Consider the following 20,697-nt stretch of genomic DNA (forward strand, 5'->3'; position numbering starts at 1 on the left):
CCGCTTACTTGGCGATCTCGACCGGCGTAAACATGCCCATGCCGCACGATCCGCGCGGGCCGCCGCCGGGCCCGCCGTATTCCATCACGGTGATGATATCGGTGTTGCACAGTTCGCTGAGCGAGGTTTCGTATTTGAACGAACGGTATGTGCCAAGACCGTTGCAGCGCTGGGGCAGTGTCACGCGGTAGACGTCGCGGCCGCCCATATGGAAATCGATCGTCCAGTCATCCTGCACTTCGCTGTCGCGGATGCTGGTGATCGGGATGCAGTTCTTGGCCGGACCGATCGCGTGGGCCAGCGGTGTCTTCGGACTGTGGCCGTCATTCCCGGCACCGACAGCCGTCGCGGCAAATCCGGCGAGGCCGATCAGGCCCATGGTGACAAACAGGGTGTTCCGCTTCATGTCGCAGACGCCTTCGCTTGGCGCGCCGGCTTGGTCGGCGCAGGTTGTACCCCCGGTGCCATGATCTTGGGCTTAAATGCGCAAAGGTCAATGACCGAGCAGTGCCAGCATTCGGGTTTTCGCGCCTTGCACACATAGCGGCCGTGCAGGATCAACCAATGATGCGCGCCGATGCGGAACGGCGCCGGCACTTTTTTCTCGAGCCCGCGCTCGACCGCCTCGACGGTCTTGCCCCTGGCCATGCCGGTGCGGTTGCACAGGCGGAAGATATGCGTGTCCACGGCAAAGGCTTCCGCGCCGAACGCGGTGTTGAGCACCACATTGGCCGTCTTGCGCCCCACACCCGGAAGCGCGGTCAGCGCGTCGCGATCACCGGGCACTTCGCCGCCGTGATCGCGGATCAGCATATGCGACAGCGCGATCACGTTCTTCGCCTTGCCGTTGAACAGCCCGATCGTCTTGATGTGCTCTTTCAAGCCGTCTTCGCCAAGCGCGACCATCTGCGCGGGAGTCGTCACTTGCGCAAACAGCGCGCGCGTCGCCTTGTTTACCCCGACGTCGGTCGATTGCGCCGACAGCGTGACCGCGACGAGCAACTGGTACGTGTTGCCGAACGCCAGCTCGGTTTCGGGCGCCGGGTTGGCTTCGGCCAGGCGGCGAAAGAATTCAAAGATCTGCGCTCTGGTCATGGGGCCGCGTCAAAGATCCAGCACTTGCGCCATCGTATAGCGCCCGGGTGCCCGGCCCAGGATCCATTCGGCCGCACGCACGGCGCCGCGCGCAAAGATCGCGCGGTTTTCGGCCATGTGCGACAGCGTCAGCCGTTCGTTGTCGGCCAGGAAATGCACAGCATGGTCGCCCGCGACGCTGCCTCCGCGCAAGGCAGCAAAGCCGATGGCGCCGGGCTCGCGCGCGCCGGTCATGCCGTCACGGCCGCGCTGTGCGACATCGGCCAGCGTTTCGTTGCGCCCGCGCGCCGCCGCCTCGCCCAGCAGCAGCGCGGTGCCCGATGGCGCGTCGACCTTGAGCCGGTGATGCGTCTCGACGATCTCGATATCCCAGTCGGGCCCGAGCCGTTCGGCCGCCTCGCGCACCAGATGCGCCAGCAACGTGACGCCAAGCGACGTGTTGCCGGTCTGCAGCAACGGGATCGTCACTGCCGCCGCGTCGATCAGCCAGTGATGCCGTTCGGTCAGGCCGGTCGTGCCGATCACCAGCGGCACACCGGCCGCAATCGCTGCCTCGCACGTGGCTTCGATCCCGGCGGGCGCCGAAAAATCAATCAGCACATCGCAGTGTGGTGCCAGCGTTGCCGGATCGCCCCCTTTATCGACGCCGCCGGCATAGTCGTGGCCACCGGCGGCGATCGCATCGCGCAGCGCCTGGCCCATGCGGCCCTGGCTGCCGATAATCCCGATTCTGGCCATCGTTTCCCTCTCCCGCACCGCGCCTGCACCACCCTCTACAGCGCGCGATTGGGGCGTCAACGCGCCCGGAAAATGCGCGCGGTGTCATATGGCCGAAATAAGGGTTTGCTCCTGTGCAAAACGGCCCGGATTCGCTTGGGTTTCTGGCGTCAGGTGCTATGGCCGAACCTATGGCCAGCACCAATGAAAACATCCCCAACGCCAATTCCTACGGCGCCGATTCCATCAAGGTCCTCAAGGGGCTGGACGCGGTGCGAAAGCGCCCCGGCATGTACATCGGGGATACCGATGACGGCTCTGGCCTGCATCACATGGTGTTCGAAGTGTCGGACAATGCGATCGACGAGGCGCTGGCCGGGCATTGCGATCTCGTCCTGATCGAGCTGAATCCCGACGGGTCGGTTTCGGTCGAAGACAACGGACGCGGCATCCCCACGGGCATCCATTCGGAAGAAGGCATCTCGGCCGCCGAAGTCATCATGACGCAGCTGCACGCGGGCGGAAAATTCGAAAACACCAGCGATGACAACGCCTACAAGGTGTCTGGCGGGCTGCACGGCGTGGGCGTATCGGTGGTCAACGCGCTGTCCGAATGGCTGGAGCTGACGATCTGGCGCGATGGCAAGGAGCACTGGATGCGCTTTGCGCACGGCGATGCGGTCGCGCCGCTGATCGAGCGCGGCGATGCGCCGGTCGTGGACGGCAAAGTGAAAAAGGGCACCCGCGTGACCTTTTCCGCCAGCCACGACACGTTCAAGAACGTGCTCGAGTTCGATTTCGACAAGCTCGAGCATCGCTATCGCGAGCTCGCGTTCCTCAATTCGGGCGTGCGCATCCTGTTGCGCGACTGCCGCCATGCCGAGGTCAAGGAACATGACCTCTATTACGTCGGCGGAATCGGCGCGTTCGTCAAATTTCTCGATCGCAACAAGATCCCGCTGGTGCCGGAGCCGATCACGATCAGCGCCGAACGCGATGGCGTGGGCATCGATGTCGCGCTGCAATGGAACGACAGCTATTACGAAAACGTCCTGACCTTTACCAACAACATCCCGCAGCGCGACGGCGGCACGCACCTGGCCGCATTCCGCGCCGCGCTGACGCGCACGATCAACGGCTATGCCGAGCGGTCGGGCATGATGAAAAAGGAAAAGATCACGCTGTCGGGCGACGACATGCGCGAAGGGCTGACCGCGATCGTCTCGGTCAAGCTGCCCGATCCCAAATTTTCGAGCCAGACCAAGGACAAGCTGGTCAGTTCCGAAGTGCGCCAGCCGCTGGAAAGCCTGATGGCGGACAAGATGAACGAATGGCTGGAGGAAAATCCCGCCCACGCCAAGGCCGTCATCCACAAGGTGATCGACGCCGCCGCCGCGCGCGAAGCCGCCCGCCGCGCGCGCGAACTGACCCGCCGCAAGGGCGCGATGGACATCGCCAGCCTGCCCGGCAAGCTCGCCGATTGCCAGGAACGCGACCCGTCGAAATGCGAACTGTTCCTGGTCGAAGGCGACTCCGCCGGCGGCTCGGCCAAGCAGGGTCGCGACCGGAAAATCCAGGCGATCCTGCCGCTCAAGGGCAAGATCCTCAATGTCGAGCGCGCACGCTTTGACCGGATCATCGGTTCGAAGGAAGTCGGCACGCTGATCCAGGCGATGGGCACCGGCATCCGCGATGAATTCAACATCGAAAAGCTGCGCTATCACAAGATCGTGATCATGACCGACGCCGATGTCGACGGCGCCCACATCCGCACGCTGTTGCTGACGTTCTTTCACCGCCAGCTGCCCGAGATCATCAAGCAGGGCCACCTGTTCATCGCCCAGCCGCCGCTGTACAAAGTCGGCAAGGGCCGCAGCGAAGTCTACCTGAAAGACAATGCCGCGCTCGATCGCTACCTGGTCGAAGCAGGCGTGGCGGGCCGGGTGCTGGAAACGCGCGGCGGCGCGCGCATGGGCGCCGATCTGACCGCGCTGGTCGATCACGCGCTGCGGTTGCGCGACCTGATGGCCTTCGTCCCGCGCCGCTATGACCCCGCCATCGTCGAATCACTGGCGATGGCCGGCGCCCTCGAACCCACGCTGGATGATGCCGGCCGCGTCGCCGCGCTGGCGCGCACCGCCGCGTGGCTCGATCGCGGCGATACCGAAGCGCGCTGGTCCGCCGACCTCGCCGAAGAAGGCGGCTACCACATCAAGCGCGCCTGGCGCGGCGTAACCGATCACCACGTGATCGAACCCGGCTTCCTCGTCAGCCAGGAAGCCCGCCGCCTCCATCGCCTCGCCGGCGAACACGCCGATGTCTATGAAGGCGGCGTACGCCTCGTGCGCTCGGCCGCCGCGGCGCCCGAGCCCGAACCCGTGGTGGATGGCGAAGACGATGCGGCAGCCGCCGCCGCCGCACCCGTCCGCGCAAAAGCCACCGCCGATGCCCTGACCCGGCCTTTGCAACTGGTCGAGGCGATCTTTGCCGCCGGCCGCAAGGGCCTGTCCGTCCAGCGTTACAAGGGCCTGGGCGAAATGAACGCAGACCAGTTGTGGGAAACCACGCTCGACCCCGAAGTGCGCTCGCTGCTCCAGGTCAAGATCGAGGACGCCGACGTCACCGACGAAATCCTGACCCGCCTGATGGGCGACGTCGTCGAACCCCGCCGCGAATTCATCCAGGACAACGCGCTCAACGTGGCCAACCTCGACGTCTAAACGCCCTGCCTAAAAGCCCTCCCCCTGAAGGGGCAGGCTTGGGTGGGGGCGTACAACGCCAGAGCGTAGCGCAAACCCCCACCCCAAATCAGATCACCGCCAGCCAGGATGCCGCGCGCGGTAGTAGTGCATGCCCGCCTCACGCTCCGCATCGGCCTGACGCGCCAACTGCTCCGCCCGCGCAAAATGCCCGCCGAAATCAGGGCCATGCTCCGCCTGGATCATATGCAGCACACCGATCGCCTCCTTCAAGTCATGATCCGCCACTTGCGTCTTGTCATGAATTTCATCCGCCAAAGCCGCAGTCGCGATCAATGCCCCACCCGCGATCAGCACAATTGCTCCGATTTTCATAAGATCATCTCCTCACCCGTCCACGCATATGGACACGCATCAGGTAGGTCGGCGTTCCTGAATGCTTTCTGACGGGTTCGATTACGGTTTGGACAGACAACAAATGCCTCCGGCGGGTCGCTTTTTTGCCTCCGGCGGGGGCGTTTTTTTGCCTCCGGCGGGTCAGGGCCATCGCCCTGACAACCCGTTACCGTCCAGCGCCGCGCGCGCCATCAGCGTGGACGCGACACCAGAAAAAGCCCCTCCCCTTCAGGGGAGGGGTTGGGGTGGGGCCCAACCCCACTCGCCAAGACAAGCCAAATAAACGCCGCTCTTCCCGAACAGCAAACCGGAACAACCCCGAACCCCCACCACTTCATCCCCCAAAGGACCCCCCATGCGCCCAACAACCACGCCGCAAACAATCGCCGCCCTGCTGCTGACCGCATGCGCCTTCGCAACAACCGCCCAGGCCACACCCCAGACCATCGCCACAATGCGCGATCACCGCCGCATCATCCTGATCGCCGCACCCCAAGCGAACGACACCCAGGCTGCCGCCCAAACCGCCATCCTGTCCCATTGGAAAAAACAAGCCGACGAACGCGACATCTCGGTGATCACCATAACCGGCCTGACCGTGACCGGCGCCGCCGACAAAGCTGAAGCCCTCCGCCACCGTTACCAGCTCAAGCCCGACAGCTTTCAGGTCCTGCTCATCGGCAAGGACGGCCACGTCGCCATCCGGTCTGCCCATCCGATCACAGCAGAGAATTTGCAGAGCGCGATCGATGCCATGCCGATGCGGCAAGCGGGGCTGTCTTGAGCTCGAACTAGCAGCGCAATATCCAGCCGCTGCGAGGTGGCCACCTTGCAGTTCGCACCTAACAAGTATTGCGTCCCCGGAACTCTTGTTTCAAATTCCAGCGAGGAAGCATCAGCCGAATTGCTCATGGCCTTAAAGCTCCTCCAAGAACGACGTTATAAATATAATTTTTAAAATTATAAATATCTCTTTCGCCGGCAAATATATAGCCATTTTTATACCTATATATTATATCTTTTGGTTTAAAATAATAATTATTATTATAATTATAATCACCAATTACATCTTTTGAGGCGTATAATTCGTTCGGTATAGAACGTTTTTCCCATGGTGGTTGCGCTTCTTCTGGCGCTAAATCCCACATTATCGTAACTATGTTATAGGACGATAGCCCGTAAGGATTGTTACCTCCGGCAGGATATGGAGAATGGCCGGGGTCCTGTTCTATTTCATATGCAGTGGATTTAAGTGTATCATCGTCATTTCCAAACATGAAAAGCGTTCGTTGTTTTTGCTCCGAATACCTGGCATCAAAATCATGATGAACTCCCGTCATCGCTCTAATCTGTGAGATACGCACAGTAGGATCTTCTGATGCGTCAAAAATTCCGAATACACGGCATTTTTCTTTATAATATTTAACCGGAACGAAATAATGAAACTGCCACAGGAGCTGATTAGCTCGGCCAACCGAAACATGACGCGCCTCCATCCGAGTTCGCAAAAAAGCCACAAGCTCAACCACATTGGCCCTCGCCTGCCCCTCCAAGGGTTTCGCTCTAGGATCTGGGAAGGGTTCGTATTTCGGGATAGGCAAGCCGCCACTGATCGCAGCCTCAACACGTTCGAACATTCTCGGGATGTAGAGAACAAAAATGATACCGAAACCAACCGTTAAACGGCGCTTGGTCGACCCACTCTTGAACCATGCCGGCATCAAATGCGGGAATTTCATCGCGTGTTCCTTCGGACTTCGCCGGTTTCCCGCAAACGCCATTGACAAGATTTAGGCCGCGCCATGGCGCCACTTCGTTCCGGCTCCATAGGATCCGGGGACACATTAATTAATCGATACGATTTAAATCTGTCACGACGAGACGCTCCGCCGAAACAATACACTGATCAGACAGTAACGGGATCAAAGGGTAATAACCCTTTGCCGCCGGAGGCATAAAAAAGCCCGAACCGCAAAACTGCAATCCGGGCCTTTTCCAAATCCAGAACTGAAACGCGTTACTCCGCCGCGATCCCCGCAGCGTTGAACATATCGGGCATCGCATCCAGGAATGGGTCCGCATTGGCGGCGGTCTTTGCCTTGCGCCGGCCGTCGAACGCATCCCACACTTCGTTCCAGCTGCCGCGCGTGGCGCCCTTCGAATACTCGGTCGCGCGGGTTTCGAAGAAGTTGGCGTGTTCGACGCCGTTGAGCAGCGGGGTCAGCCAGGGGAGCGGGTGTTCTTCGATCATGTAGACCGGGGCGAAGCCGAGTTGGCCGAGGCGCCAGTCGGCGATGTAGCGGATGTAGCGCTTGATTTCCTTGGCGCTCATGCCGGGGACCGGGCCTTGTTCGAAGGCGAGATCGATGAACGCGTCTTCGAGGCGGACGGTTTTCTGGCAGCAGTCGATGATGTCTTCCTTGACCGCCTTGGTCAGGCAGCCGCGTTCCGCGACGAAGGCGTGGAACAGGCGGATGATACCTTCGCAGTGGAGCGTTTCGTCGCGGACCGACCAGGTGACGATCTGGCCCATGCCCTTCATCTTGTTGAAGCGGGGGAAGTTCATCAGCATCGCGAACGAGGCGAACAGCTGCAGGCCTTCGGTAAAGCCGCCGAACATCGCGAGGGTGCGCGCGATGTCTTCATCGGTGTCGACGCCGAACTGTTGCAGGTAGTCGTGCTTGGCCTTCATTTCCTCGTATTCGAGGAACATGCCGTATTCGGATTCGGGCATGCCGATGGTGTCGAGCAAGTGCGAATAGGCCGCGATGTGCACCGTTTCCATGTTCGAAAACGCCGCCAGCATCATCTTGACTTCGGTGGGTTTGAACACGCGGGCGTATTTGTCGTGGTAGCAATCCTGCACCTCGACATCGGCCTGGGTGAAAAAGCGGAAGATCTGCGTCAGCAGGTTGCGTTCGTGCTCGCTGATCTTCTGCGCCCAGTCGCGGCAATCTTCGCCCAGGGGAACTTCCTCGGGCATCCAGTGGACCTGTTGCTGCCGCTTCCAGAACTCATAGGCCCAGGGGTATTCGAAGGGCTTGTAGGTCTTGCGGGCTTCGAGAAGAGACATGGGGTGCTCCGGGGAATTTGATTATAACGAAATGGGAAAGGGCCTCCGGCGGGCAAGGGCTATTGCCCTTGCATCCCGTTAGCTGGCCTTGGCGTGTGCCGGGTGCCCGGCATCCAGAGGCCTGCGCCGGGAGACAATCTGCCGCTGCGCGGCGAGACGCAAACGCCCGATCGGCACACAGATCAGGACGAACCCGGGATGCAAGGGTGTAACCCTTGCCCGCCGGAGGCTCCTGCTTACTGACACGCCAGGCATTCCTCGTAATCGGTCTGCGACTGCAGCTCGATGATCGGCGCCTCGGCGGTGTTGTCAGCTTCGACCCCGCCGGCGTACCCGGCGCGCTGCACCGATTTCGAGCGCAGGTAATACAGCGACTTGATGCCTTTTTCCCAGGCCTGGTAGTGGAGCATGAGCAGATCCCACTTATCGACGTCGGCGGGGATATACAGGTTCAGCGACTGCGCCTGGTCGATGTAGGGCGTGCGATCGGCGGCGAATTCGAGCAGCCAGCGCTGGTCGATTTCAAAGCTGGTCTTGTAGACGGCCTTTTCCTCGGGGCTGAGGAAATCGAGGTGCTGGACCGAGCCGCCGTGTTCGAGGATCGAATTCCAGACGTTGTTGGAATCCTTTGATTTCGACTGGAACAGCTTTTCCAGGTACGGGTTTTTCACCACGAACGAGCCCGACAGCGTCTTGTGCGTATAGATATTGGCGGGGATCGGTTCGATGCAGGCGGATGTGCCGCCGCAGATGATCGAGATCGATGCGGTCGGCGCGATCGCCATCTTGCACGAGAAGCGCTGCATGACGCCCATGTCGGCGGCATCGGGGCATGGACCGCGTTCCTGCGCGAGCAGCAGCGAGGCTTCGTCGGCGCGCGCGGCGATATAGCGGAACATCTTCATGTTCCAGGCCTTGGCCATCGCGCTTTCAAAGCCGATGCTTTTCTTCTGCAGGAACGAATGGAAGCCCATCACGCCCATACCGACCGAGCGCTCGCGCGCGGCGGAATACTTGGCGCGTGCCATTTCGTCGGGGGCACGTTCGATGAAATCCTGCAGCACGTTATCGAGGAAGCGCAGCACATCTTCGATGAAGACCTTGTCTTCGTGCCATTCTTCCCAGGTTTCCAGGTTCAGCGACGACAGGCAGCACACCGCGGTGCGATCGTTGCCCAGGTGGTCGCGCCCGGTCGGCAGCGTGATTTCCGAACACAGGTTCGACGTCGAAACTTTCAGGCCCAGGTCGCGATGGTGCTTGGGCATCATGCGGTTCACCGTGTCGGAAAACACGATATAGGGCTCACCTGTGGCGAGGCGCACTTCGACCAGTTTCTGGAACAGGCTGCGCGCATCGACTTTGCCGCGCACGCCGCCGTCCTTGGGGCTTTTCAGTTCGAATTCGCGCCCGTCGCGCACCGCTTCCATGAAGTCGTCGGTCAGCAGCACGCCGTGGTGCAGGTTGAGCGCCTTGCGGTTGAAATCGCCGCTGGGCTTGCGGATTTCGAGGAATTCCTCGATCTCGGGGTGCGACACGTCGAGATAGCACGCTGCCGAACCGCGCCGCAGCGACCCTTGCGAAATCGCCAGGGTCAGGCTGTCCATCACGCGCACGAACGGGATGATGCCGCTGGTCTTGCCATTCAGCCCGACGCTTTCGCCGATGCCGCGCACTTTGCCCCAATAGGTGCCGATGCCGCCCCCGCGCGAGGCGAGCCAGACGTTTTCGTTCCAGGTCGCAACGATGCCTTCCAGGCTGTCCTCGACCGAATTGAGATAGCACGAGATCGGCAGGCCGCGCCCGGTGCCGCCGTTGGACAGCACGGGCGTTGCCGGCATGAACCACAGGCGCGAGATATAGTCGTACAGGCGCTGGGCGTGCGCGGCATCTTCGGCATAGGCGGCCGCAACACGCGCGAACAGGTCCTGATAGGTTTCGCCGGGCAACAGGTAACGATCGTCGAGCGTGTCGCGGCCGAATTCGGTCAGCAGTGCATCGCGCGAGGGATCGGTGCGCACGGGGAACCGGCGCGCGTGGACTGCCTTTGAATCGTTGTCGTCGCGGATGCCGGCGGCCAGCACCGTTACGCCTGCGACTGCGGCGACCAGCGCCTCGCTACCCTGATCAAGCGCTGTCATGCCAACTGCCTTTTCCACACGTGGGCTGTCTTCCAGGCGGAGTTCGCCACCAGAGCCGTCTGCAATCGCGCTATCGCCAGTCCTGAAATCCACGCCACAATCCTTGCAAATTTTTCGACCCCGGAACGCACCCCGGTCTGGGTACATCCGGCCTGAACATCAGCCCGCCCCGTTGCCCGGGACAGGACGCCGCAGACGACTCACGCTCGATCCGAATGTACCAGCATTCGGAACAAACCATGAATCAAAATTGGAAACACCCCCGATTGCATCGAAGATCAACGACCGCTGCCGACGAAAGCCAGTGATATCAGCGCGTGGCGCCGATATCGTGCCTCACCCCTGTCGAAACAAGGCGTCTGCAACTAGGTCTTGAGGGTCTCCATCCCTGCAACCACTACCTATAGTGCCTCATCGAGATTCTGAGGCAAGGGGGCGGCCGATTCGGTTCGTCGCATGTACGATTCGTTTCATCGCGATGACACCAGATGAGACGCCGTGCGGCGCGTGGACCAAGCGGCAGTTCAAGCCCCAATGTGGCGCGCGAAAACAATATTTTCACGCCCATGACGATCCTGTGGACAATACGCCTGTCCAGACCCATTTCACGGCTTATCCACCGCTGCCCGCACGTACGGAAAAAGGGCGACGGCGCGTTCAAAGGACACGGCCTTGTTCTATATCCTGTCGATGATTCTGAGCGGGCTGTTCGTGGGCGCCTTCGCCCGCCTGTTCTATCCCGGCGTGGTGCCGATGGGTATCGGCTACACGATCGTGCTGGGCATTGGCGGATCGCTGCTGGCGGGCCTGGCCGCCAGCCTGCGCGACGGCAGTCCGTGGCGCGACGGCTTCAGCCGCGCGGGCTGCATTGCGTCGGTGCTGGGCGCGATGCTGCTGATCTTTATCGGGCGGCACTTTGCGGGGTGATGGTCGCTAAGAGCCTCCGGCGGCCAAGGGCCATCGCCCTTGGATCCCGGTATTTTGACTCGGGAGACAATCTGCCGCGTTGCGGCGGGGTGCAAATGCTGGCGCGGTCAACAGTTCAAGACAAACACGGGATGCAAGCGCCAAGCCCTTGCCCACCGGAGGCTCCTTGCTGCTTATCCTGTCAAACAGGCCATGACCCCGCAGGGCGGAGCGGCCAGTCAGCCAATCAATTCGGCACCAGCACCGTGTCGCGCGCCGCCGGCAGCGTTGCGGGATAATCCTCGTTGTAATGCAGCCCCCGGCTTTCGCGCCGGGCGCGGGCGCTTTTCACGATCAGGTCCGCTGTCTGCAGCAGGTTGCGCAGTTCGATCAGATCGGCCGTGACGCGGAAATTGCCGTAATATTCGTTCACTTCGTTTTTCAGCAGCTTGATCCGGTGCGCGGCGCGTTCCAGCCGCTTGTTGGTCCGCACGATGCCGACGTAGTTCCACATGAAGCGGCGCAGTTCGGTCCAGGTCTGCTTGATCACGACCTCTTCGTCGGAATCGGTGACGCGGCTTTCGTCCCAGGCGCGGATCGCAGGCGGCGGGGCGAAGTCGTCCCACCGTGCCAGGATGTCGCGCGCGGCCGCATCGCCGAACACGAAGCATTCGAGCAGGCTGTTCGACGCCAGCCGGTTCGCACCATGCAGCCCGCTTTCCGAACATTCGCCCACCGCATACAGGCCGCCCAGATCGGTGCGCCCGGCCAGGTCGATCAGCACGCCGCCGCAGGTATAATGCTGCGCGGGCACCACCGGGATTGGCTGGCGCGTCATGTCGATGCCCAGCGTCATCAGGCGTTCGTAGATATTGGGAAAATGATGCCGGACGAATTCGGGATCCTTGTGACTGATATCGAGGTGGACATAGTCCAGCCCCAGCCGCTTGATCTCGTGATCGATCGCGCGCGCCACGATATCGCGCGGCGCAAGCTCTGCACGCGGGTCGAACCGGGGCATGAAGCGTTCGCCGGTGGTGGGCAGCAGCAGGTGCCCGCCCTCGCCGCGCACCGCCTCGGTAATCAGCAGGTTCTTCACTTCGAGATTATAAAGGCACGTCGGGTGGAACTGCATGAACTCCATGTTCGACACGCGCGCGCCCGCCCGCCACGCCATCGCGATGCCATCGCCGGTCGCGCCGCGCGGCGCGGTGCTGAACACATATGTGCGGCCCGCGCCGCCGCTGGCCAGGATCGTCGATCGGGCCAGGAAGCATTCGACTTTGCCCGTGGTCTCGTCGAGCGCATAGACACCCCAGGCCTGGCCGCCGCTCTTGTCCCAACGCCCGCGATCGGCATGGCCATCGCTGCGGTGCCGGTCGGTCACCAGGTCGATCGCGACCATATTCGGGCGCAGCGTGATATTGGGATGGGCGCGCGCCGCGGTGATCAGCGCCTCATGCACCGCGAACCCGGTCGCATCGTCGACATGCACGATACGCCGATGTGAATGCCCGCCTTCGCGCGTCAAATGCAGCGCGCCCGCTTCGTGGTTGAACGGCACGCCCAGCGCGGCGAGGCGGCGGATGGCCTCTGGCGCATGTTCGACGACGAATTCGACGGTTTCGCGCCGGTTGAGCCCGGCGCCGGCAATCATCGTGTCGCGGATATGATCCTCGAAGGTGTCACCTTCATCGAGCACGGCGGCAATCCCGCCCTGGGCCCAGCTGGTCGAGCCGCCATCGAGCGCGCCTTTGGCCAGCACCAGCACCTTGCGCTGTTCGGCCAGGACCAGCGCCGCGGTCAGCCCGGCTGCACCCGATCCGATGATCAATACGTCGTATTCGGTCAAAGTCGCCAATCCCACTATCAGCGCCCAGGATTGGCGCCAAAAAACCCTGCCGAATTCCGGCAATTACCGGATTCGCATCAGCCAAACGGAGCCCCGGAGCCCTCGCCACGCTGCGGCGGCTTTTTGCACAAAGCGAACTGACAACAAAGGGAAACAGCGACGACCACGATTCGCCATGCCGTTTTGCGTTGCAAAATGGGTCATACGGCCGGGGCCAAAGCCCTGTGAACGCTCCCACAATAGCACTATAAAGCTATGAAAACCCAAAGTTATATATCGCGTTCACTTTTTTAAGCTGCTACGGGCGAGCCGTAAAGCCAACTCCTCATGAACAGGGGCCATCCCATGCATTTCGGTCGATTGTCGTGTCTGTTCAATCGACACCGGGCGCAAAGGCGGAGCGTGCATTGGAGCGGCCTCAACTACGAAGGTACGTGCCGATCGTGCCAAAAGCCGGTCCGCCGCACGACCGATGGTGGCTGGCGCGTACATATCCGCTCGTCCGAGACCTCAAACTCAGATCAGGGCTGAACCCGCCGCCGTTACGCGGCCGCCTGGTGCTCTGATCCGCCCGCGCCGGCTCCATTCGAACTTGTCAGCGTGACGAACACATCTTCCAGATCGGCCTCGCGCGTGGTAACATCGACGATGCCAAGGCCCAGGTCCTGAACCACCGCCATGACCTCGCCCGCGTTGGTCTGGTCCTTGTCATACGAAATCTCGATCTGCCGCTCGCCCGACAGCACGCTGCGGCGAAACAGCGGGTGTTGCGGCGCGGCATCGATCGCGCGGTCGAGCGTCAGCACCACCACCTTTTCGCGCGCCATGTCGACCAGTTCGCGAGTCGGCTTGTTGGCGATCAGGCGGCCGTGGTTGATGATCGCGATGCGGTCGCACAGCTCTTCGGCCTCTTCCAGGTAGTGCGTGGTCAGCACGACAGTCACCCCGGCCGCGTTCAATTCGCGCACCAGATCCCACAATTGTCGCCGCAATTCGACATCGACGCCTGCGGTCGGCTCATCGAGCACCAGCACCGGCGGGGTGTGCACCAGCGCCTTGGCAATCAGCAGCCGGCGTTTCATCCCGCCCGACAGCGACCGGGCATAGGCATTGGCCTTGTCCGCCAGGTGTACCGCGGCCAGCAATTCGAGCGACCGCCGCGCCGCCTTGGGCACACCGTACAGCCCCGCCTGCAATTCCATGACTTCGAACGGCGTGAAAAACGGGTCGAACACGATTTCCTGCGGCACGATGCCGATCGATGCCTTCGCATTGCGGCGATCGCGATCGATGTCGTGGCCCCAGATCTCGATCGCGCCCGACGTCTTGGTGACAAGCCCCGCCAGTGTGTTGATCAGCGTCGATTTGCCCGCGCCATTGGGGCCCAGAAGCCCGAACACCTGGCCACGCGGCACGTCGAAACTGACGCCCTGCAGGGCCAGCTTGCCCTCGCCCCCGGTCTTGTCACGGCCCGCCGGGGCGTAGCGTTTGACAAGATCGCGGATGCTGATTGCGGGAGTCTGTTCCATGCGCACCTCCCTGCCGTGCGGGCGGCATTTCGTAAAGGGCCAAGCTGGCCGCTTGTCGCAAAGCACGCCATTTGCTAATTGCGCAGGCCATGAACAAAGCCCCCGAAACCACCCCCGAAACCACTATCGTGACATCCACCCGCGTGAAATGCGACGGCGCCGGCGAAATCCGCTCGAACGGCGCGTTTGCGCCTTCCGCGCTCGGCCACCCGCGCGTCTGGCTGGAAATCGACGAGCGCGGCTTTATCGACTGCGGCTATTGCGATCGCCGGTTCGTGCTGAAAGACGGCCCGGCCGATCTGGAAAGCGCCGCCTGAGCGTCTTTTCGCGCAATTAGCCTCCACGGCACATGGCAAGGCGCGCAAACAGCGCCTATATGCCTTTGCGATGACCCAGACCCAAGACCCCCGCTCGCTGCTGTATCGTAACGGCTTTCTGACCCCCGACGACGCGTTGCGCCTGACTGCCGACGCGCTGGGCAAATGCGACGATGGCGAATTGTATCTGCAATTCATGGCCAGCGAGAGCTTCGGCTTTGACGATGGCCGGCTGAAAACCGCCGATTATTCGCGTGACGCCGGTTTCGGCCTGCGCGGCGTATCGGGCGAAATGACCGGCTTTGCCCATGCCAACGAAATTTCCGCCGCCGCGATCGCGCGCGCGGTTGAAACGCTGAAACTGCTCGATCCCGCGCGCGCCGCGCATGCGCCGGCCCCGCGCGCCAGCAATCGCCACCTCTATACCGATGCTTCGCCGCTCGACGCGGTGCCGTTCGAAACCAAGGTCCGCCTGCTCGAAGAGATCGATGCGGCCGCGCGCGCGCGCGATTCCCGCGTGGTGCAGGTGTCCGCTTCGCTCGCGGCAAGCTGGTCGGTGATCGAGATCGTGCGTGCCGACGGCTTTGTCGGGCACGACATCCGCCCGCTGGTCCGGCTGAATGTCGGGATCGTAGTCGAAAAGGACGGCCGGCGCGAAACCGGCAGCTTTGGCCTGGGCGGCCGGCGGTTGTACGAAGATCTGTTCCGGCCCGCCACATGGAACCGCGCGATCGACGAAGCGCTGGCCCAGGCTCTGGTCAATCTCGATGCGGTTGCCGCGCCGGTTGGTGAAATGACCGTGCTGGTCGGCCCCGGCTGGCCGGGCGTGCTGCTGCACGAGGCGGTCGGCCACGGGCTCGAAGGGGATTTCAACCGCAAGGGCACCAGCGCGTTTTCGGGCAAGATCGGCCAGCGCGTCGCTGCCGCCGGAGTGACTGTGGTCGACGACGGCACGCTGCTCAATGACGCAGGCGGCGGCCGGCGCGGATCGCTGTCGATCGACGACGAAGGCACCCCGACGCAGGAAAACGTGCTGATCGAGGATGGCATCCTCAAGGGCTATATGCAGGACCGGCTCAACGCCCGCCTGATGGGTGTGCCCGCGACCGGCAACGGCCGCCGCGAAAACTATGCCCATGCACCGATGCCCCGCATGACCAACACCTTCATGCGTTCGGGCCACGACGACCCCGCCGAAATGCTGTCGCGCGTGAAGAACGGCATCTTTGCCAAATCGTTCGGCGGCGGCCAGGTCGATATCACCAGCGGCAAATTCGTGTTCAGTTGCACCGAGGCCTATCTCGTCGAAAACGGCCGCATCGGCGCACCGATCAAGGGCGCCACGCTGATCGGCGATGGCCCGACCGTGCTCAACCGCGTGATCGGCATCGGCAACGACCTGGAAATCGACGAAGGCATCGGCATCTGCGGCAAAGGCGGCCAGAGCGTGCCGGCCGGAGTGGGCCAGCCGAGCCTGCTGATCGACGGGCTGACAGTCGGTGGTACGGGCTGAGGCGTCAATATCCTCCCCCGTTCCGGGCTACCGGATTCACACAAGTCGCGTGAGCGCCCAACCAAGCAAACCCGCTCATCCTGAGCTTGTCGGCCGAAGGCCAGCGAAGCTAAGGACGCGCGCGACGCATGAATTTGCAGTTTTGTTCCCTGCTCGGCGGGCGTCAGCGCGTGTGCTTCGACAGGCTCAGCATGAGCGGATGGTGTTTAAAAACGGGTGGTTAAAAGACTTGTATGAATGTCGTAGCCGTTCGGGGAAGCTATTTGCCTTCGCATCCCCCCATCTGGTCAGCCAGGGTTCAGGCTGTATCTGGCATGAATGACCGTAAGCACTCTGTTTGGACTCTGGCGATGATGCATACGCGACACAAGCTGGCTCTGGTTATCGGCGGCACTCTCGCCATTCTCGCTGGCGTGGCGCATGCCCGGCCGAAGCTGACCGGCGAGGCGCAGCTGGCGGATATGCTGAAGGATCGCGTCGCCGGAAAGCCCGTCGATTGCATCAGCCTGCCGATGGTTTCATCGTCGACGGTGATCGACAAGACGGCGATCGTCTACCAGATGGGCGGAACCTATTATGTGCAGCGTCCGGTTTCTGGCGCCGCTGATCTGGATGACGACGACGTTCTGGTCACGCGCCTGTACACATCCGAGCTGTGCAGTATCGATACCGTGCAGTTGCATGACCGCATGAGCGGGTTCTGGCGCGGGTTTGTGGCGCTCAACAAATTCGTGCCGTATACGCGGCCGCCCAAGGTGCGCGCGGCCAGCTGACGTCCGGGTTTTTTGCACGCGGCCGGTTTTCGGGTATGCCGGTGTCATGTCCGTTGCTCCGCTGCTGCTTCGCCCCGCCACACCTGACGACAGCATTGCGCTGGCCGATCTTGGCCGCCGCGCCTTCATCGCCAAGTTTGCGCATCTGTATTCGGCCGAGAATCTCGCAATGTATCTCGACGAGGCGCATGTGCCTGCCACTGCTGCGCGCGAACTGGCCGATCCGGGCCTGGCCATTGCGGTGATCGAACAGGCCGGAGTGCTGCGTGCGTTCTGCAAGATCCGGTTTGCCAGTTCGGTCCCGCAGTTCACGGCGGCGCAGCGCCCGTTCGAACTGAAGCAATTGTACACCGATCCCGATCTGATCGGGCGCGGCATGGGGGCGCGGTTGATGGACTGGGCGCTGGAACAGGCGCGCGATGTCGGGGCCGACGAATTGCAGCTGACAGTTTATGCCGACAATCCCGATGCGCAGCGGTTCTATGCGCGCTATGGGCTGGAAAAGGTTGCCGACATCACATTTGCGGTGGGCGACCATCTCGATCCGGAAATCGTCATGGCGGTCCGTCTGCCGACATCTCCCGCCGCATGATTTTGCATGGTCTTGGTTTTGCCGAATGAAAAAGGATTGCGGTATGTTGCGGATTAACGGGCTCGCCGTGTTTTCTATCCTGGCGCTGGCTTTGGCTACGCCGGCTTCAGCCGAACCCGACAAACTCGATCTGGCGAAATATCGCGGCAAAGTGGTGATGATCGATTTCTGGGCATCATGGTGCGCGCCGTGCAAACAGGCGTTTCCGTATATGGCCGCGCTGACGCACCGCTATGCCCCGCGCGACCTGGTGGTGATCACGGTCAATGCCGAGCGCAGCCGGACGCCGGGTGAGGCCTTTCTGCGCCAGGTCAAATCGACACTGCCGGTGGTGTGGGATGGCGATGCCACCGTGGTGAAGGCGTGGCAGGTGAATGAATTGCCGGCAACGATCCTGATCGATCGCAAGGGCAAGACGCGGTTTCGGCATACCGGGTTTTTTCTCGACAAGACGCCCGAATACAATGCGCAGATCGACACTCTGATCAAAGAACGCTGATCAATTCGCGCCGAAAGCGCCGTCCTGGCCTTCCTTGCGGGGATGACCGCGCGTGTGTGGTAACGTCTTGGAAATGATGGTTGGCTTATGATCCGCGGGTTGGGTCGATTTATGGCCATCTGAATTGATCCGTACCGCGCAAGATAAGGATTGTGGTTTTGTCGATGCGCAACCAGGACCAGGAACGTGGGGGCGTGTCGGGTTACCCCGATGCAGATGCCCTGGCGCGCCCGGTCTCGGAGTTGCGCGGCGCGCCCCGATTCACCCTGATGTTGCGTGTGGCCAAGCTGGTGGTCGACGGCCGGGAACAGTTCTGCGTCATCCGCGATGCCTCCACAACGGGGCTGAAAGTCAAGCTTTTCGGGCCTTTGGCCCAGCACCGGACGCTCGCGGTGGAGCTCGCCAACGGTGATCGCCACACCGTGCAATGCATGTGGATGACCGGCGACCACGCAGGGTTGCGCTTCCATGAGCCGATCGAGCTCGAGCGGCTGATCGATGAAGCCAGGGGCACAGGCCAGCGCCGCCAGGTGCGGCTGCGCATCGCGCTCGATGCGATGCTGTTTTCGGGTGGCGAAGCGGTGCCGGTGGCGATTCGCGACATTTCGCAGCAGGGTGCGGCGCTCGACAGCGAAAAATGGCTGCTGCTGAACGAACTGGTCAAAATACAGACCTCGATCCTGCCCGCGCTCTACGCCAAAGTGCGCTGGCGCGATCATCCACATTATGGCGTCATTTTCGAACAGACGTTTCAGCTGGAAGAGCTGGCGCATCGCTGTGCCGGCCTGCCCGCGCCGCAGCAGGTGGTGCCGGAATCGGGCGCAAAGCGCGCGAATTAGGGCCCGTTAGGGACAAATACGTTCCTCGCGGCCGCCTTGTTAACTTTCCCTTATCCATTTTCGTTCACCTCTGTCCGCAAGGCAATCCAGAGGTAAGGGGCTAGGAATGGCGACCGAATTCGATACGCAATCAGGTCAAGGCGCTGCGGCAAATCAGATTGATGTGGACGTGGCAATCATTGGCGCGGGCCCTGCCGGCCTGACCGCCGGTTACCTGCTGTCGCGCCAGGGTTTTTCGGTCGCCATCATCGAAAAAAACCCAAGCTCTGTCGGCGGGATCAGCCGCACTGTCGAACACGAAGGCTATCGCTTCGACATCGGCGGCCACCGGTTCTTTTCAAAATCGCAACAGGTCGTCGATCTGTGGGACGAATTGCTGCCGAATGATTTCATTCAGCGCCCGCGCATGAGCCGCATCTATTACGAGGGCAAATTCTACTCGTATCCGCTGCGCGCGTTCGAAGCGCTGGGCAACCTTGGCATCGTCCGCTCGACGCTGTGCATGGCGAGTTATGCCAAGTCGCGCATGTTTCCGATCCGCGATGTGCGCAGCTTTCAGGACTGGACGTGCAACCAGTTCGGCACGAAGCTGTTTTCGATCTTCTTCAAGACCTATACCGAAAAGGTGTGGGGCATGCCCTGCGACGAAATGAGTGCCGACTGGGCGGCGCAGCGCATCAAGGGCCTGTCGCTCGGCGCCGCAGTGCTCGACGGCCTGAAGCGCAGCCTGGGGCTGAACAAGCGTCCCAACAACGGCATGGCGACCAAGACGCTGCTCGAAACCTTTCGCTATCCGCGGCTTGGGCCCGGCATGATGTGGGATGCCGCGCGCGACCGTATCGTCGAGGCCGGCGGCCTGGTGCTGATGGGCCACGGCCTCAAGCAGCTGGCGGGCGACGGCCAGAACGGCTGGCGCATGACGGCAACGCGCACCGATGGCGGCGAAACCGTGATCCGGTCAAAGCATGCGATCAGCTCGGCGCCGATGCGCGAACTCGCCGCGCGCCTGCACCCGCTGCCCGCGACCACGCTCGAGGCCAGCAAATTGCGCTACCGCGATTTCCTGACCGTGGCCTTGAAGATCCGCTCGGAAGACCTGTTCCCCGACAACTGGATCTATATCCACGACAGCAAGGTTCGTGTCGGCCGCATCCAGAACTTCCGCTCGTGGTCGCCCGAAATGGTGCCCGACAGCGATGTCGCCTGCGTCGGCCTCGAATATTTCTGCTTCGAAGGCGACGATCTGTGGGCATCGACCGACGATGCGCTGATCGCGCTGGCCACCAAGGAAATGGCAATCCTGGGCCTGGTGAAACCCGAACAGGTCATCGGTGGCGCAGTCGTGCGCCAGGAAAAAGCCTATCCGGTCTATGACGACGACTATGCCGCCAATGTCGATGCGATGCGTCGGGAACTCGAAGAAACCTCGCCCACGCTGCATCTGGTCGGACGCAACGGCATGCACCGGTACAACAACCAGGATCATGCGATGATGACCGCAATGCTGACGGTGGAAAACATCATCGCCGGCGAGCGGGTCTATGACATCTGGTGCGTCAATGAAGACGCCGAATACCATGAAGCGGGCGACGAGGGCGATGCCAAGGCCCTGCCCGCGCGCCCCGGCCACCGCGAAGCCAGCGCCGACCAGGCCGCCGCACTTGCCTCGGTCCGCGATGTGCCCGAACGCGTGAAGAAAGGCCCCGGTCGCCGGGCTGCCTGATCTGCAAACACCCCGCATGCCGCCATGACCTGGCCG

The 20,697-nt window shown here is 62.0% G+C and carries 19 protein-coding genes; 10 read left to right on the plus strand and 9 right to left on the minus strand.

Features of this window, described 5'->3' with window-relative positions; genetic code table 11:
* Window positions 1-4 precede the first annotated feature (4 nt).
* From ACOOE2_RS18725 to dapB, 3 genes are read right to left on the minus strand one after another with little or no spacing between them, the layout of a single operon-like run.
* Window positions 5-406, minus strand: a complete 402-nt coding sequence (locus ACOOE2_RS18725; RefSeq protein ID WP_420384490.1) for a hypothetical protein — start codon at window positions 404-406, stop codon at window positions 5-7.
* Window positions 403-1,095 (minus strand): endonuclease III, encoded by a 693-nt coding sequence (gene nth / locus ACOOE2_RS18730; protein ID WP_420384491.1) that lies wholly within the window; start codon window positions 1,093-1,095, stop codon window positions 403-405. The genes ACOOE2_RS18725 and nth overlap by 4 nt, the downstream gene beginning before the upstream one ends.
* 9 nt (window positions 1,096-1,104) lie before the next feature.
* Window positions 1,105-1,833: a 4-hydroxy-tetrahydrodipicolinate reductase gene (gene dapB / locus ACOOE2_RS18735; RefSeq protein ID WP_420384492.1), complete on the minus strand. Its 729-nt coding sequence runs from the start codon at window positions 1,831-1,833 to the stop codon at window positions 1,105-1,107.
* A gap of 170 nt (window positions 1,834-2,003) precedes the next feature.
* On the opposite strand from dapB, the gene gyrB reads away from it, so the two are divergent.
* Window positions 2,004-4,532: a DNA topoisomerase (ATP-hydrolyzing) subunit B gene (gyrB, locus tag ACOOE2_RS18740; RefSeq protein ID WP_420384493.1), complete on the plus strand. Its 2,529-nt coding sequence runs from the start codon at window positions 2,004-2,006 to the stop codon at window positions 4,530-4,532.
* Between the two features lie 93 nt (window positions 4,533-4,625).
* Here the strand turns inward: gyrB and ACOOE2_RS18745 are convergent, their stop codons facing one another.
* On the minus strand, window positions 4,626-4,886 hold the full coding sequence (locus ACOOE2_RS18745) for a hypothetical protein (RefSeq protein WP_420384494.1): 261 nt from the start codon (window positions 4,884-4,886) through the stop codon (window positions 4,626-4,628).
* Between the two features lie 376 nt (window positions 4,887-5,262).
* Between ACOOE2_RS18745 and ACOOE2_RS18750 the strand changes: the two genes are divergently transcribed.
* Window positions 5,263-5,691 (plus strand): DUF4174 domain-containing protein, encoded by a 429-nt coding sequence (locus ACOOE2_RS18750; protein ID WP_420384495.1) that lies wholly within the window; start codon window positions 5,263-5,265, stop codon window positions 5,689-5,691.
* 124 nt (window positions 5,692-5,815) lie between these two features.
* Here the strand turns inward: ACOOE2_RS18750 and ACOOE2_RS18755 are convergent, their stop codons facing one another.
* The 3 genes from ACOOE2_RS18755 to ACOOE2_RS18765 form a co-directional block, all read right to left on the minus strand.
* Window positions 5,816-6,646, minus strand: a complete 831-nt coding sequence (locus ACOOE2_RS18755; protein WP_420384496.1) for a hypothetical protein — start codon at window positions 6,644-6,646, stop codon at window positions 5,816-5,818.
* 278 nt (window positions 6,647-6,924) lie between these two features.
* Entirely contained in the window at window positions 6,925-7,980 is a 1,056-nt protein-coding gene (locus ACOOE2_RS18760; RefSeq protein WP_420384497.1) for a ribonucleotide-diphosphate reductase subunit beta, read from the minus strand.
* A 236-nt stretch (window positions 7,981-8,216) separates the two neighbouring features.
* Window positions 8,217-10,211, minus strand: a complete 1,995-nt coding sequence (locus ACOOE2_RS18765) for a ribonucleoside-diphosphate reductase subunit alpha (RefSeq protein ID WP_420384498.1) — start codon at window positions 10,209-10,211, stop codon at window positions 8,217-8,219.
* Between the two features lie 579 nt (window positions 10,212-10,790).
* Here ACOOE2_RS18765 and ACOOE2_RS18770 point away from each other — a divergent pair.
* Window positions 10,791-11,045, plus strand: a complete 255-nt coding sequence (locus ACOOE2_RS18770) for a GlsB/YeaQ/YmgE family stress response membrane protein (RefSeq protein ID WP_420384499.1) — start codon at window positions 10,791-10,793, stop codon at window positions 11,043-11,045.
* 226 nt (window positions 11,046-11,271) lie between these two features.
* Here the strand turns inward: ACOOE2_RS18770 and nadB are convergent, their stop codons facing one another.
* The gene (gene nadB, locus ACOOE2_RS18775) at window positions 11,272-12,876 is read right to left on the minus strand and encodes an L-aspartate oxidase (RefSeq protein WP_420384500.1); all 1,605 of its coding nucleotides are present in this window, start codon (window positions 12,874-12,876) and stop codon (window positions 11,272-11,274) included.
* Window positions 12,877-13,418: 542 nt separating this feature from the next.
* A complete protein-coding gene (locus tag ACOOE2_RS18780; RefSeq protein ID WP_420384501.1) occupies window positions 13,419-14,405 on the minus strand; it encodes an ABC transporter ATP-binding protein in 987 nt (328 codons plus the stop codon).
* 89 nt (window positions 14,406-14,494) lie between these two features.
* Between ACOOE2_RS18780 and ACOOE2_RS18785 the strand changes: the two genes are divergently transcribed.
* The 7 genes from ACOOE2_RS18785 to ACOOE2_RS18815 all read left to right on the plus strand — a co-directional run bounded on the left by ACOOE2_RS18785 (window position 14,495) and on the right by ACOOE2_RS18815 (window position 20,661).
* The gene (locus ACOOE2_RS18785) at window positions 14,495-14,722 is read left to right on the plus strand and encodes a zinc-finger domain-containing protein (protein ID WP_420384502.1); all 228 of its coding nucleotides are present in this window, start codon (window positions 14,495-14,497) and stop codon (window positions 14,720-14,722) included.
* 70 nt (window positions 14,723-14,792) lie between these two features.
* Window positions 14,793-16,235, plus strand: coding sequence for a metalloprotease TldD (gene tldD, locus ACOOE2_RS18790; protein WP_420384503.1), 1,443 nt, complete (start codon window positions 14,793-14,795; stop codon window positions 16,233-16,235).
* Window positions 16,236-16,588: 353 nt separating this feature from the next.
* Window positions 16,589-17,008 carry a hypothetical protein gene (locus ACOOE2_RS18795; RefSeq protein ID WP_420384648.1) on the plus strand — a complete coding sequence of 140 codons (420 nt, stop codon included), beginning with the start codon at window positions 16,589-16,591 and terminating at the stop codon, window positions 17,006-17,008.
* 46 nt (window positions 17,009-17,054) lie between these two features.
* On the plus strand, window positions 17,055-17,600 hold the full coding sequence (locus tag ACOOE2_RS18800) for a GNAT family N-acetyltransferase (RefSeq protein WP_420384504.1): 546 nt from the start codon (window positions 17,055-17,057) through the stop codon (window positions 17,598-17,600).
* 43 nt (window positions 17,601-17,643) lie between these two features.
* Window positions 17,644-18,099 (plus strand): TlpA family protein disulfide reductase, encoded by a 456-nt coding sequence (locus tag ACOOE2_RS18805; RefSeq protein ID WP_420384505.1) that lies wholly within the window; start codon window positions 17,644-17,646, stop codon window positions 18,097-18,099.
* Window positions 18,100-18,263: 164 nt separating this feature from the next.
* A complete protein-coding gene (locus ACOOE2_RS18810; protein WP_420384649.1) occupies window positions 18,264-18,938 on the plus strand; it encodes a PilZ domain-containing protein in 675 nt (224 codons plus the stop codon).
* A 106-nt stretch (window positions 18,939-19,044) separates the two neighbouring features.
* The gene (locus tag ACOOE2_RS18815; protein WP_420384506.1) at window positions 19,045-20,661 is read left to right on the plus strand and encodes an NAD(P)/FAD-dependent oxidoreductase; all 1,617 of its coding nucleotides are present in this window, start codon (window positions 19,045-19,047) and stop codon (window positions 20,659-20,661) included.
* Window positions 20,662-20,697 lie beyond the last annotated feature (36 nt).

This window comes from Novosphingobium sp., from assembly GCF_965214355.1.
Taxonomy (GTDB): Bacteria; Pseudomonadota; Alphaproteobacteria; order Sphingomonadales; family Sphingomonadaceae; genus Novosphingobium.